Genomic DNA, 14,551 nt, shown 5'->3' with positions numbered 1-14,551 from the left:
ATCCAGTTACATTAAATATCACCATTCGCTCATTTAATATAAAAATAAGCCAACAACTTAATATTGGGTTATAGCAATACCTATTTCAGTCGCTATTTGTTGAAGTTGTTCGTCGGAGTCTAATTTCACAGACCAATTCAAACCACTGCCAACAGCCGTGATCACATTAGCGCCACCAATTAATGTCAGTTCATCGACTTGCGCTTGCATCATCATTCGACAACTGCCATCAATACGTATAACAACCTCATGTTGCGTTGCAATAATTTTACCTTGGGAAAAAGTGAGTATCATTTTATTTACTGCTTTTTATGTTTTAAAACGGCCATCGTTAAACGGCTCGTACACACTAAACGCTGACGTTCATCGCTAATTTCAATCTGCCATACTTGCGTTGTTGCGCCAATATGTAACGGTGTGGCTTTTCCTGTTACAAAACCACTGCGAACCGCACGAATATGGTTCGCATTAATATCTAAGCCCACACAATAATATTCACTGCTAACAGCAAAATTTGCGGCCAATGATCCCAATGTTTCCGCCAATACGACAGAAGCACCACCATGTAACATGCCTAACGGTTGGTGGGTGCGAGAGTCAACAGGCATCGTCGCTGATAATGACGAATCATCGACAGCAACGTATTCAATCCCTAAATGCTCAACTAATGTGTTTTTAGAAGTTTGATTAAAAAGTGCTAACGTAAACGGTCGTTGCCAAATCGCCATAATATTCTCCGCTTATTTATTATGTATACCAGTTACTATTTTATTTAATAACTATGATACCACTCTCAACATAAGTCAGAAAAAGGATACTTTATTATTGTTAAGCAGATATCACGAACAAATAAAAATTTTAAGCACAATAGCACTGACAACAGCTACTATTAAATATTTAAATTTCAATAGATTAAGGCATAAAAAAAGCGCCCATAAGGCGCTTTTTTGTAATACTATCGACAGTTATTTATCGATTAATATTGAATAAACAATATTATTGAGCAATAGCTTCTTCAGCTGCTTGTTCAATTTCAAAACCAGGAGTCGTTACATCAACACGACGGTTTTGAGCACGACCTTCAGAAGTATCGTTAGATGCTACTGGATCTAGTTCACCACGGCCTTCAGCAGATACACGGCTTGGGTCAATGTTGAAATGCTCAGTTAAGTACGTTGCAACTGTAAGTGCACGCTCTTCAGATAACTTCTGGTTGTATGCTTCTGCACCAGAGTTATCAGTGTGACCAATAACAACAAGTTGTGACTCAGGGAAGTTCACAAGACGCTGTGCAACTGGCTCAAGACGTTGCGTGTCTTGCTCAGATAGCTCGTTGCTATCAAATGCAAATAGCATTGCTGCAGAGATTGGCTCAAGTTGAACTGTTGATGCTTCAATAACTTCAGCGACTACAGGAACAACAGCTGCTGCTGCACCCCAACCGTAAACAAGGCTCACACCGTAGTAATGTGCATCCCAATCAAGTTTAGTATCGCCTGGTTTCACTTCCATATCGTGGTAGTACTGGTATTCAGCACGAGCAGAAAGGTCATTTGTGAAGTGATATTCAGCACCAAGACCCGCAGTAGCAATTAAGCTATCGTCACGATCTGAAATGTTGCTGTCTTTGTAACGAGAGAACTGCCATGCGCCACCAACTTTAGTATATACATCTAAAGAATTTGTAGCTTGGTAAGTAAATTTACCTACAAGATCAATTGCTTGTTGCTCAATTTTACCTTCGTCATGATGATCGTCATTCTTAAGAGTAACTTCACCTAACCAAGTGTAACCCGTTTCAATAGCAAACCATGATGTTACGTTGTAACCCATGAAGATACCGCCAGCAAAATCATCTTTATCAATTGAGATAGATTGATTTGGGTTTGTATTTAGGTTACCTGCTTTTGCATCAAAATCAGAATAATGAACACCACCAACACGAGCACCCGCATAGAATGGGTTTTCTGTTGCTGCGTTTACTGCACCTGAAACAAGAAGTGCAAGAGGTAAAACTACTAGATTAATTTTAGACATTATTTATCCTTTATTATATTTATTACCACTACTACTGCTGTTTTTCGATGTCTCAACATAAAAATATAATTCACGACCATATTTTTATGTTTAAGTTCAAAAAACAAAATTAAATTTAGCAAAAGAAAAAATAAAAATCCAGAATAAATAAATACTCATATCGAATATAAATCATAAATACATGATAATAAACGATTTAGTAAAAAATTGTTTTTCTGTATTTATTCAAAAAACACAAAATAAATTTTCAAAAGACATAATAAACATTATGACTACAACTGTAAAAAACACTAATCATACAAAAATAAAATAACAAAATAGACACAATAAATTTAAAAACTATCGCATACCTATAAAGAATTGAACATAGAATCAACAAAAACATTTCCTATAGCAATGCTATAAATAGTCTTTTAATCGGATTTTAATTCGTTGCTATTTCTCTTTATCTTATTACAACGTAAAATGACCCATCTTATTCATTCAAAAGATTTATTGTGCATGTCTTTTATTACATAAATCTTTTTGGTGTTTTTAGCTGATTTTCGTGTTCAGGTATGATGAATTTAATTGACAGTAAAACAACATCGCTACCCCACTCAGGTTTACCGACAACCGTAGGTATTATTGGTGGTGGTATAGCAGGATCAACTATTGCACTTCGATTAGCTGAACAAGGTATTCATGTTCAACTTTTTGAGGAAGGAAAAAGCTTAGTTAATGGTCCTCCAATTTGCCACTTACACGCAGGTGGTAATCTTTATCGTGAAATATCAGATCAACAATGTATAACGTTACTCAAGCAATCTATTGATACGTTGCGCGTTTATCGCCACACAACCAATATTAGACCCACCGTTATTGCGATCCCTTGTAATGATGCAGGTGATTCAAGTGACTTATTACCTCGCTTAACGTTATTACAACAAACTTACCAAACACTTGTCGAACAAGATCCTAAAAATGGTGTTCTTGGTGATCCAAAAGACTACTTTAAATTGTATCAACGCCATGATTTAGAGCGCCTTGCATTACACGATAATCCTGAGCATCCGCTAACACCCGATCAATGGATGATCCCTGTTGCTAAATCAATCAATCTAGATCAGTTCAAATATCCATTAGTCATGGTGCAAGAATATGGTTTAAGTGTATTTAGAATTACCGCAACCTTGACCCTTGCATTGAACAAGCTCACACAATGCCATGTACATACCAATACTAAAGTAACGTCGTTAATTGAAAACGAACAAGGTCTGGGTTGGCAAGTCAGTTATCAAGATTCAGCGAATCAACAACATCAAATCAATGTCGATTATTTAGTAAATGCAGGCGGTTACCGCACAGGCACTATTGATGACTTGGCACATATTCCACGTCAGCGGATGGTTGAATTTAAAGCGGCTTATATTACTCACTGGTCACAATGTGATGCGCAATGGCCAGAAGTAATTTTCCATGGCGAACGAGGCACACCCAATGGTATGGCGCAATTAACCCCATACCCTGATGGATTTTTCCAATTACATGGTATGACACAAGATATTACGTTATTTAAAAATGGGTTAGTGTCATCTAATGCAACCAGTGCACAACCACAGTTGAATGCGTCGTTTAAAGAGAAACTACAACAGCATTGGTCACAGCAAGAGATTGAACAACGCACTCAACGCGCAATTAATCATATGGCGCAGTTTGTGGATAAGTTTGAACAAGCAACGGTGGGAGGAAAACCATTATTTGGTGCGCAACAAATTCCAGGTAATGATCCGACATTACGCGCGGCCGATGTTTCTTATTCTCATCAGCGTTATGCCCGCTCTGAAATTGTGAAAGCGTCATCTGCATTGTCTGTTGCTGATGCCATTATTGATCAGCTTGCGGCATTAGCGTTAATCCCACAACCTACACAGCAAACCCGTGAAAATGAATTTCCAATATCTCAACAATTAAGTTTGCACGATATTGTGGCGCATGCTGAAAAGTTAGCCGCAGAACGTGGTTTTCCAACCTCACTCGCCCGCCCTATTGGTCACAATATAAAATAACCATTAAACAACAATAAAAGTAGCTGTCATGGCAGCTACTTTTATTGTCTATACTTCAAATAGAATACGATTTATTTCTTACCTATTTCAGCATTAATAACAGACAAAGCCTGCTGTTGAGAAACTAAAACGGCTTGTTTATCTTTTAATAATCCCAACTGCTGATCATAATTATCGCAATCTTTTTGTGATACCCAATTCCAGCTATTACCCGATTTAAATTCATCGCACGCTTTTTTAAAACCTTTTGCCGCTAACTTTAACTCTGCAACATTAGCTTGGGTTGCTTTTACATTCGCTTGCATTTCTGCTTGACGCTTAAAATACTGATGCGATTTATCAATAACCACTTGTTGTTTAGTGGTAGTGGTTTGTAACTTAACCACTTCAGTGTCTAATTTCTTTTTCGTTACTTCTAGCTTTTGTTGATTAACCACTAATTTTTTTTGATTCACCGCTAACCGTTGTTTCTTCTGCGCTAACAATGCTAATTGGGATGAAAATTCCTTTTTTTGTTTATCCACTAATTCTGTCATTGCCGTTAAATCTTTTGTTGTCTGCTCTAGCTGTTGACTTTGTTTCTCATTACTTGCCACCAATAATTGATATTGTTTTGCACTCTGGTCAAGTCGTTCAGTTTGAGATTGTCGCTGTTGTTGGCAACTAAGAAGATTTGGCGCATTTGTGCTTTTTTCTACTTTTATACCGACACCATAGCCCATTGCACCACCAGCAATAAGCGCTAAAAGAGAGAATAACAAAGGGGTTTTACTTGTCGTTGTAGTAGACATAATCACTTTCTCCATTTTATTTTTCAGATTAAGAACAACTAATGCATTTAACTATTGATGAGATTAACACTTTGCTTATGATAAATTGTTAACTCTGCATCAAATAATGTTATGTCTTTGGAAAAAAAGCTTAATAATTAATAAATTCAAATGAATTACCGTTCAATTCTCAATTTTAATAAAGTGTTTCAACCATAATATATTGTGAGATTAGCCAATAAATACAATCCAACCAAACTAGGATTAATTTGTAGCTTCCAATACACAATATAATCAAGGGTATTATTATGATCACACCTCTCTTTTTTCTCACCGTGTCAGCATTTTCATTACCTTTGCTTGAAAACTCAACCTATAGTCAGACCGAGGCGCACTGCACTCTCACGGTAAAAGAACAACGCTTACAAGATAATATTGTGTTAACCCTATCAACCAATAGAAATAATCACTACGATGTTAAAATCTATCATCTTAGCGATCTTCAAGCCCCTTCTCGAGGTCAATTAACACAACAAGCTATTGATAATATTGAACAGCAAAAAGAACTTAACTATATTGTTGATCACAATTTATTTAAGCGCATAGATGATAAAACCGTTATTTATACCACTACCATTGCAAACAACGTTAACAATGTCAGCCCACAACAATTTACTCAAGCCTTCAAAGACCACAGCTATCGTACAAAATTACACATTGAAGGACTTAACCCTCTTACTTTTATCGCTAGTCAACGCCAAGCAGATGCTTTTTTTCGGTGTGCTGAGCAACAAAAAACAACAACATTAGCCAAGCGTTAGCCTTCGATAATCAACCTAATTTTAACACCAAATCACTGTCTTTAATCCAACCTTGGCGGCGCATGATATAAGCAATAGCCAGCGTCATTATCGCAGGTAGAATAAAATGCATCAGAACGATAAGCCCATAAATATAACCACTACTCACTCCCGGTTGTTCCATCGCAATCACAGTTTGAATTTGTCCAACCAATCCTGATGTTCCCATTCCCGCCCCCAGTGGCGTATTTTCCATGTGAAACACAACCGTAGCTATCGGGCCAAGTATCGCAGAAGCCGCAATCGGTGGGATCCAAATTTTATAATTCTTAACAATGTTTGGCATTTGTAACATTGAAGTCCCAAGCCCTTGAGCAAAAATACCAGCCCAACCGTTAACGCGATAACTCATAACTGCAAACCCCACCATTTGCGCGGCACAACCAACAGTAGCAGCACCTGCCGCTAAACCATTTAAACTCAGCATAATCGCAATCGCGGCACTACTAATCGGTAATGTTAACGCCATCCCCATTAACACCGCCACTAATGCCCCCATCAATAATGGTTGTAATTGGGTAGTCGACATAATCAATTGTCCAAACTGAGTCATCACCGCCCCCACTAATGGACCAATCCAACTACCGACCATCACTCCAACTAATACCGTTACCGCTGGCGTCACTAAAATATCGACCTTCGTTTCACCTGCAACTAATTTTCCGCATTCAGCAGCACAAATACTAGCGACATAAGCGCCCACCGGCCCACCCATTGCCGCCCCCGCAGCACCAGCAATTGTTGATGAAAATAACACTAATGGTGGTGCTTTTAATGCATAAGCAATCGCCACACCAATAGCAGGCCCCGTCATTTGCTTAGCGATTGGCCACAGGACATCACTCAGTAGTGGAATCGAAAATTTAATCCCAATCGTATTTAAAATAGAGCCAATCAATAGAGATGAAAATAAACCTAGCGCCATAAAGCTCATTGCATGAATAAAATAGCAATGGAAAGAGAGAGTGATATTTTTAGAGACGAGAAAATGATTAACACGAGTAAAAAATCGCGACAAAGAAGACGACATGATGACAAATACCACATAAAGAGTTCATTAGTGGCAGAATTTTACCCTAGCTTGTCGATAAACACAGTTAATAAGTGACTTTTTTTATCATTTAAAACATAATTATTGCTCACATATTACATTCCTATTTAGCACCTTTGACACATAAATTATGTAACTGTAACTTAGTTCACATTCCGTAACTCTAACATCAGCACAAACATCACCAAAAGTAGAGTATTGTAATTTACCCACCAGAGGCATTTATTTACAGTTATACCTCTTGTGCTTACTAGGAATACATCATGCCATTATTACAATATCAGCCGCTGTCACATTGCCATGATAGCTTTAGATTTCAACATTTTAATAAGCATTTAACCCCAATAGCAGCCTTAATTAGCCTCTCATTGAGTTTTCCACTTGCAGCAGAACAACCACAACTAATGTTGGCTAAAAGTTTACCTAGCGATCAACTCAATGCCGTACATTATAGTGATGATAATCAAATTCACGATATTTTCACGGTTACTGATTATTTAGTAAGCGAAAAATTAGACGGCATTCGCGCCTATTGGAATGGTCAGCAACTTCTCACTAAAACAGGGAAGATTATTCACGCACCAGCATGGTTTTATGCCAACTTTCCGAGCACAGCATTAGATGGCGAGTTGTGGATTGAACGAGGCCAATTTCAAGCATTAACACGAATTGTACTTGATAATGAACCTGACCATCAGGCATGGGAAAATATCAATTACATGGTGTTTGATCTGCCCCATAATAGCGCGCCATTCAGCGATCGTTACCGTCAACTACAGGTATTAATTGAGCAACAACGCGATCAAAACAATCAGCCCCTTAAACACTTACAATGGGTTGAACATAAATCGCTCGATAATCTGGCAATCTTAGTGCAATGGCTCGATATTATAAGTAGTCATGATGGTGAAGGCTTAATGCTGCATCATAAATCTAATAACTATACTTCTGGTCGAACGGAGCATTTATTAAAACTCAAAAACCACCACGATGCTGAAGCGATCGTTATTGGTTATGAAGAAGGTAATGGGAAGTACCAAGGTATGATGGGATCGGTGTGGGTGAAAACAGCCTCTAATAACACCTTTAAAATAGGATCAGGTTTTAATGATCAACAGCGACAATCACCACCGGCGATAGGCACCACCATTCAATATCGCTACAACGGCTATACCGACCGTGGCATCCCTCGTTTTGCACGTTTTATTCGAGTACGTAATAATCCTGATAGCTAATATTATAATCAACACCAAGGCATAGATTGTAATTTTCTATGACATTTATTGTTACACTCTTTACGCAAAAAACACAGGTTAAGTCATTGATTAGTTATGGTATCGTTTTACTATGATAATCATATCCCTTACAACTGATGGCTTATAATGACATACCTATTTAACGGTTTTCGCACCCTAACAACCGCTATATTGCTTATTAGCGCAATGAGCACTAACGCTTACGCAATGCCAAAAGGTGATACCAGCAAAGGGGAAATTAAAACCCCAAGTTGCCGTTTCTGCCATGGTAGTAATGGTATTGCGCCGCAACCGAGTTACCCCAACCTTGCAGGCCAACAACAGCAATACCTTTATGATGCAATGCTTGCTTATACTAATGACATGCGTATTGGCCCAATGGCAACCATGATGAAAGGTCAATTACAGAACCTCAACACACAAGATCTAGCGGATATTGCCGCTTATTATTCAGCGATGAAATAATCATTACTGCTGACACTACTGTGCATCATTTTTAATCGTTTCAAATTGGCACAACCATTCAGAAAGCTCAGCAACCTGACGTGCCAATTCTCGATTAAGCCACAAATAGCCGTAATAGCTGATATCCGTTCGGCTATCAACATTTGTCGCTAACTTAGGATATAACGCTAAAATTTCAAGCTGACTTTTATTGATCACCATTAATGGCCTTTGGGGTGATAATAAGTCGTCACCACATTGTTCACACATTCGCGATAACTGCTCTTTTGCTTGCGATAAAGCCCGTATTTCTTGTACTTTTTCTTTGCTGTATTGATGTCGCCATTGTGTCTGAATAATATTTTCTAATAAATTGAACATTCTTACCTGACAAGCAATCGCCTTTTTAACAGGCTGTTTCATTGCAGGCGATTCATGACCAATACTCGATTCTAATGACGTGATCTTATTTAATGTTTGGCGTAACTGAGATAACGATATTTCGCGGTAAGCATCATCACTATTAACCAGTGCATTATGCTCAGAATAGTTTTGATGAAACACACGTAAAAAATCACCACATACTAATTTGAAATGATCGGTCGCTTTAGCCGGAAACAAATATTGGCTCGCAATAATCGCCACTAACCCACCCCATAACACATTAGTCGTACGCCATAATGCAATATGTAAATCTCCAGGACCACTACCCGCAACCAGCACCAATGTCACCGAAGTTAAAATCGCACTGTAAGAGTATTTTCCTAGAGTAAAGTACAGCGACACACTAAGCATCACGATTAATGAACCATAGTGCCAATAAACATTATCAACAGGGAAAAAATACAACGACAGACCTAAAATTGCCCCAATGGTGGTACCGAGTATTCGCTGACTGGCTTTATCTGACACTTCGCCTGAATACTTCGCCGACATCACTACAATAATAGTAATTGGCGCCCATGTGCCATAGGGTAATTTAAAAACAATATCGATCGAAAAAGCAACCATGCAGGCAATAATAATACGCAGCACATGAAATAAACGCATGTGCTTAATGATCTGTTGGTGAAAGGTTTTCATTCTGTGTTATTACCAGACAAATATTTAAAACTAATAACAGATACCAATAACACACAGTTTTTAAGATCACCAGCTGCACAAAATTAATTTCATCAGCAACAAATGCATAAATTATCACTTAAAAGCCCGTTTAATCACACAACTGTTCTTTAATAGCTGTTTTAATACAATCTATGCATTTTTATTGTAAATTACCTTAAGCCGTATTATTAGATTCCAACAACACTTAAAACATCAACTTATCATCGCGATTTTTACCGATTTATCACACCACATAGCGCCATTGATGATTATTCACTCAACCTAACAATGAAACCTTATTTTGATGAACAAAAATCATTATCGATTGCAGTGGTTTGTGATAGCCTAATTCAATACTTATAAAGATAACGAGTAACCCTCATGAAAATTTTCAGTAACTTCGAAAGCGGTAGCATCAATGTTGTTAAAGCAGAGAGCAAAGACGACATTCAACTCAGTATTCCTAACGATAACCAATCTGAACTTCATCAATGGTTTCACTTCCGTTTAGAATCAGAAGCTCAACAGCCTCATACTATTACGTTATTAGATCTAGCTAACTCAGCCTACCCTGAAGGTTGGAATGGCTATGATGTTGTGGCCTCTTATGATCGTGAAGAGTGGTTCCGTATCCCTTCAGAGTTTGATGGTGACAACTTAACGTTCACTGTTATTCCTGAAAATGAATCAATGTACTTCGCTTACTTTGCACCCTACAGCTACGATCGTCATCAAGATCTATTGCACCTTGCACAAAGCCATTACAACTGCCGCCTAGAAACATTAGGTCATACGCTTGATAATCGCGATGTTAGCCTATTAGTGATCGGTGATGAACACGCCGTAGATAACGAAGAAGCACCAAAGAAAAAAATCTGGGTTATTGCACGTCAGCACCCAGGTGAAACCATGGCAGAATGGTTTGTTGAAGGCTTAGTACAACGCTTGTTAGATGAAACTGACACTGTTGGTCGTGCCCTATTAAACAAAGCCGTATTCTATGTTGTGCCTAACATGAACCCAGATGGCAGCGCACGTGGTCATCTACGCTTAAATGCGATTGGTGTGAACCTTAACCGTGAGTGGCAAACACCATCACTAGAAAACAGCCCTGAAGTATTCTACGTACGTGAGAAAATGCTAGCAACTGGCGTAGATATGTTCCTTGATATCCACGGCGATGAAGCAATTCCATTTAACTTTGTTGCTGGTTCTGAAGGCATTCCATCATACGATGCACGCCTTGAAAATCTTGAAAATAAATTCAAACAAGCGCTATTAACTGTAACGCCAGAATTCCAAGACAAACACGGCTACGGCAAAGATAAACCAGGCGAAGCTAACTTAACAGTGGCATCAAACTGGGTTGGCGAGCAATTTAACTGCTTGTCTTACACTGTTGAAATGCCATTTAAAGATCATAACAATCAGCCAGATAGCCTATACGGCTGGTCTCCAGAGCGTAGTATCGGCTTTGGTCATGACACGCTAGCAGCAGTGCTTGCTGTTACTGATGATCTTCGTTAAGACTAATTGTTGCTACGTATAATATTAACGGCTGCCTTTGGGTGGCCGTTTTTTATTCAAACTAATGAATAAAAATACAAAGTTATTAAATGAGTATACTAGGACGTATTTAGAGTAAAATCTAGCAAGGGGTGACAAAGTGGCGACAACTAAATATTCATATGATTAATCTTATTTACTTCAGCTATCTTCTTACCATCCCAAATCATTTCCAGAAGGTTCGATTGCACAACATCATAAACAGGCTTTGGCGTAAATAGCGCCCAACAGATGCCCAACTCTGAACGTACTGAGGGATATTTTACCGCTTGGCAGTTATCTTTCTTTAATTCACGCGCTAATTGCTGTGAAGCAACATAAGAATTAAGATTAAGTATGTCATCATCCTTATGTGTCACTTCATGGCAAGATTCTAGATCATAGCTAACAATTAAATTTCTAAATACGAAGCGATCATATTCTAAGCCTTCAATATTCGACCAATACTTTTCTTGATGATATTTAACTTCTAATGCGGCAGTCTCTTCACTTAATGCAATATACAATGCGCCAAAATACCCATCGTTAAATCGACCACCATTAGGATTAATATGTGTAAATGGGGCAACCGCATAACTACGCCCACGTTCGCAGTGAAATGGAATCTCTGATGTATTGATTAATGATATATTCCCCACTTCATCACGTAACCGAGGATTTGTCATTGCTTGAATTGCATATAACATTTCAAATTCTTCAGGACTCGCCACATCATCAAATAGATTAATCGTAGGGTATTTAGTATTAATTAATCGATGGCCTTTCATCATTAACTGGCTATCTTCTATCCCCATAGCCCACCTCTCAACGCATCAACACGCCGTGCAACTTCATATAAATCACCAAACTTTCCTGATTCAATAATTTCCAGCGGTGAACGCCCTGAAAAATAATCATTGTTATTTTTCATCCCCATAAAATTACTAATATTAACTGGGTTACTAAATACAATACGCAATGCTTGATGCATATTTAATAGATAGCTGACACGCTCTAGTTGATCATCACTTAATTTGGTTGTTTCAGGCGTCACTTTAAATTTATGATATGACGATTTTGACAGCTTTAAAATATGTTGGCTTTGCTGGGCAGTGCATCCCCATGACGATAAAATATTATCGGCAGCTTTAAACCCAGCCATTGCTAATGCTTTAGCATCAAAACCACTCTCTTTGGCTAAACTCATAACAAAATCCTCAAATGGAGCTTTATTATAATTTAGTCCAGATATGGACTAATGTAAATGATTTTAATACAACGATAATTGGATGCACTATTTTAAAAAAACGCATTCCCGCACCTAAAACAGCACTAGGTCTTATCCTGTAAGGGCAATCTACTTTAGAGATACAGTAAAACACAGGGCAACCATATCTTTACACTAAAGTTATAGCTGTCCTATTTTTTATCCACAAGGTCGAGAAGGTAGACGCATCCGCAAGCAGTTCTCAACTAAAGGCGAAACTATCGCATTGAACATTTCACTATATGAGAAATTGACGATAAACCTTTACTCAGTAATTTTCATTTTAAGTATCCCAAACGAAACTAACTTAAATTGAACTAATAAGTTTTGTTTAACTTTAGAAATTTAATGCTTTCGCCCTGATAATGAAGCATAATGGCCTTTAAAATACCCAGTAACAAAATTAACAAACATTTAACTGTGATTTATTGTTAAATAGAGTTGTTTAATATCAAATCTCACTGAAAATCATCAACGAACATTTAAATAAACATCTGCAATATAATTGATAACAAAGCTATTGCATATATTACAACTACTATTACAGTTTGCCTTATTGTATCTGTATGCTGTGTCTCTGTATATTGTTGACCATTAAAATTCTTCCAAACCCAATCAGGTGCTTTATAAGGCTTGCTCTTATATGATTCCAGCATATTTATGATATCAAGGTTATCTATGCTGTTAATAATTGAGTTGATATGATTATTAAAACTATCAGAGTGTTCTTTTTTCCATTTTTGAAAACGGAAAAAGTCAATTGGAGTAAATACTAAAGTTATAACAATCGATAAAAGAAAAGTAATCAATGTGACAAGTGTGATTATTTCTGTTGATGAATCTAGCCATTTAGGCATATCAAATATAGGCTTTTTCCTTTTCACGGTATAAAACATATTCGAATCATCCGTTATAATTATATTTCCGTGAATTAAACTTTTAGATTTAATCTCTAATGTTGGTATTATATTTTTAGAGTCTAATTGTTCTAAATATATAACCAAAATAGCAGACTCTTTTTCATTCCATTGTTCAAAATATATTTCAACATTACTATCCTGATTATATTTTGATATTATACCGACAGAATCAAATTCTAAATTGTTGTCAATTACTTTAAAGTTGTTATTAATTGAAATAGGTATTGAACTATAAAGTAAATCACTTTTTAATCCTGTACCTATAAGATTTCGATCGCTAGTATTCGTAAGTCTTACTTTAACTTTCCAAAGACCTAATACATCTCTACCCTTATAAGTGAAATTAGCTTGGACTCCAGGGACCATCTTAACATCTGTTACTTTTTCACTTGATAATATAGACATTGAAATAGATATAGGGTTTGGATTTAATTCTATATATGCAATATAAATACTAACAAGTGTAGCTATAACTCCGATAATTCCATACATGTTGTACAAAAAAGGTTTCTTGTTAAACATTAATCCTCCATAAATTAACGCTAAATAGCTTTTATTATCTCACGCGCGAAGGATGCAACTTTTTACTCGCAAATTCAATGTTATTGTTCTCAATCAGAATGATAAAAAGTAGGTGTTCAGTGATTGTAATTACGCATAAATATAACTATTGTTAAAAGACCGCCCATTGTAGCGGTCTTTTCCGTTACATGACCATACATCGTTATATTGTGTGATAATTATTTATGCTACTTCGGTGGACGTATGTACTATAGTAATTATCACAGGGTTCAGTGTACTTTTTAGAAAACCATAGTGTTTTTTGGGGTCACCTTGAGCTTTTGTCAAACAGTTACAGACTCTTCCATCTGCAAAATCACGAGCTTTAGATTCAACAATTTCCCGACTATCGCCTTCAAAGAGTACAAACGCTAATTCGTTAGGATTTTTATCAAATAACGGTCTAAATTTTTGGTTAAACGTTGATGTTTGTTCTCCATGACGATTAGGATCTGTAATTATTTCAAAAAGATTTTCTCGAGAAGTTGCCAGTAAGAATTGTCCATTTCCAGTACAGTAGCTTTTCTTCTTTGTTACATGTATTAGTACCATCATTTGATATAACATAAAGATTCCCTTCCTTATTTCGTTATGGCGCAATATAAATAAACTTACAAGATTGTGTATTTCTTAGCTACCTGAATTGAAATTATACCCCACAACTCATATTAATATAATGACGAAAATA

15 protein-coding genes are annotated in these 14,551 nt (G+C 37.0%); 5 read left to right on the top strand and 10 right to left on the bottom strand.

Features of this window, described 5'->3' with window-relative positions; translation table 11 throughout:
- Positions 1 to 57 precede the first annotated feature (57 nt).
- The 3 genes from C9J51_RS12715 to C9J51_RS12705 form a co-directional block, all read right to left on the bottom strand.
- Positions 58 to 294 (bottom strand): DUF3389 domain-containing protein, encoded by a 237-nt coding sequence (locus tag C9J51_RS12715; protein WP_045039840.1) that lies wholly within the window; start codon positions 292 to 294, stop codon positions 58 to 60.
- Between the two features lie 5 nt (positions 295 to 299).
- Positions 300 to 728, bottom strand: a complete 429-nt coding sequence (locus tag C9J51_RS12710) for a hotdog fold thioesterase (RefSeq protein WP_045037687.1) — start codon at positions 726 to 728, stop codon at positions 300 to 302.
- A gap of 268 nt (positions 729 to 996) precedes the next feature.
- Positions 997 to 2,037: an OmpA family protein gene (locus tag C9J51_RS12705; RefSeq protein WP_045039839.1), complete on the bottom strand. Its 1,041-nt coding sequence runs from the start codon at positions 2,035 to 2,037 to the stop codon at positions 997 to 999.
- A 557-nt stretch (positions 2,038 to 2,594) separates the two neighbouring features.
- Here C9J51_RS12705 and C9J51_RS12700 point away from each other — a divergent pair.
- A complete protein-coding gene (locus C9J51_RS12700; RefSeq protein WP_407675586.1) occupies positions 2,595 to 4,085 on the top strand; it encodes an FAD-dependent oxidoreductase in 1,491 nt (496 codons plus the stop codon).
- Positions 4,086 to 4,156: 71 nt separating this feature from the next.
- On the opposite strand, the gene C9J51_RS12695 is transcribed toward C9J51_RS12700, so the two are convergent.
- A complete protein-coding gene (locus C9J51_RS12695; RefSeq protein WP_052675278.1) occupies positions 4,157 to 4,876 on the bottom strand; it encodes a hypothetical protein in 720 nt (239 codons plus the stop codon).
- 287 nt (positions 4,877 to 5,163) lie between these two features.
- Here C9J51_RS12695 and C9J51_RS12690 point away from each other — a divergent pair, with 287 nt between their 5' ends.
- Positions 5,164 to 5,676, top strand: a complete 513-nt coding sequence (locus C9J51_RS12690; protein ID WP_045039837.1) for a hypothetical protein — start codon at positions 5,164 to 5,166, stop codon at positions 5,674 to 5,676.
- A 10-nt stretch (positions 5,677 to 5,686) separates the two neighbouring features.
- Here C9J51_RS12690 and C9J51_RS12685 read toward each other — a convergent pair whose 3' ends face one another.
- Positions 5,687 to 6,745: a PTS transporter subunit IIC gene (locus C9J51_RS12685; protein ID WP_045039889.1), complete on the bottom strand. Its 1,059-nt coding sequence runs from the start codon at positions 6,743 to 6,745 to the stop codon at positions 5,687 to 5,689.
- A 284-nt stretch (positions 6,746 to 7,029) separates the two neighbouring features.
- On the opposite strand from C9J51_RS12685, the gene C9J51_RS12680 reads away from it, so the two are divergent.
- Both C9J51_RS12680 and C9J51_RS12675 read left to right on the top strand, forming a co-directional pair.
- Complete coding sequence (locus tag C9J51_RS12680) at positions 7,030 to 8,001, top strand: DNA ligase (protein ID WP_107237617.1); 972 nt, start codon at positions 7,030 to 7,032, stop codon at positions 7,999 to 8,001.
- 147 nt (positions 8,002 to 8,148) lie between these two features.
- Positions 8,149 to 8,487, top strand: a complete 339-nt coding sequence (locus C9J51_RS12675) for a c-type cytochrome (RefSeq protein WP_082301466.1) — start codon at positions 8,149 to 8,151, stop codon at positions 8,485 to 8,487.
- A gap of 15 nt (positions 8,488 to 8,502) precedes the next feature.
- Here the strand turns inward: C9J51_RS12675 and C9J51_RS12670 are convergent, their stop codons facing one another.
- Positions 8,503 to 9,549, bottom strand: a complete 1,047-nt coding sequence (locus C9J51_RS12670; RefSeq protein WP_107275191.1) for an FUSC family protein — start codon at positions 9,547 to 9,549, stop codon at positions 8,503 to 8,505.
- A 402-nt stretch (positions 9,550 to 9,951) separates the two neighbouring features.
- Here C9J51_RS12670 and C9J51_RS12665 point away from each other — a divergent pair, with 402 nt between their 5' ends.
- Positions 9,952 to 11,097, top strand: a complete 1,146-nt coding sequence (locus tag C9J51_RS12665) for a M14 family metallopeptidase (protein WP_045039834.1) — start codon at positions 9,952 to 9,954, stop codon at positions 11,095 to 11,097.
- A gap of 149 nt (positions 11,098 to 11,246) precedes the next feature.
- Here the strand turns inward: C9J51_RS12665 and C9J51_RS12660 are convergent, their stop codons facing one another.
- The 4 genes from C9J51_RS12660 to C9J51_RS12645 form a co-directional block, all read right to left on the bottom strand.
- On the bottom strand, positions 11,247 to 11,930 hold the full coding sequence (locus tag C9J51_RS12660) for an RES family NAD+ phosphorylase (protein ID WP_045039833.1): 684 nt from the start codon (positions 11,928 to 11,930) through the stop codon (positions 11,247 to 11,249).
- A complete protein-coding gene (locus C9J51_RS12655; protein WP_045039832.1) occupies positions 11,921 to 12,322 on the bottom strand; it encodes an MbcA/ParS/Xre antitoxin family protein in 402 nt (133 codons plus the stop codon). The genes C9J51_RS12660 and C9J51_RS12655 overlap by 10 nt, the downstream gene beginning before the upstream one ends.
- A 542-nt stretch (positions 12,323 to 12,864) precedes the next feature.
- Complete coding sequence (locus tag C9J51_RS12650; RefSeq protein WP_045039831.1) at positions 12,865 to 13,824, bottom strand: hypothetical protein; 960 nt, start codon at positions 13,822 to 13,824, stop codon at positions 12,865 to 12,867.
- Between the two features lie 222 nt (positions 13,825 to 14,046).
- Positions 14,047 to 14,430, bottom strand: coding sequence for a hypothetical protein (locus tag C9J51_RS12645; protein WP_045039830.1), 384 nt, complete (start codon positions 14,428 to 14,430; stop codon positions 14,047 to 14,049).
- Positions 14,431 to 14,551 lie beyond the last annotated feature (121 nt).

It is taken from the genome of Photobacterium iliopiscarium (genome assembly GCF_003026395.1).
Lineage (GTDB): Bacteria > Pseudomonadota > Gammaproteobacteria > Enterobacterales > Vibrionaceae > Photobacterium > Photobacterium iliopiscarium.
The sequence above is the reverse complement of the archived record's forward strand: the minus strand, read 5'-3'. Positions and strand labels throughout refer to the sequence as shown.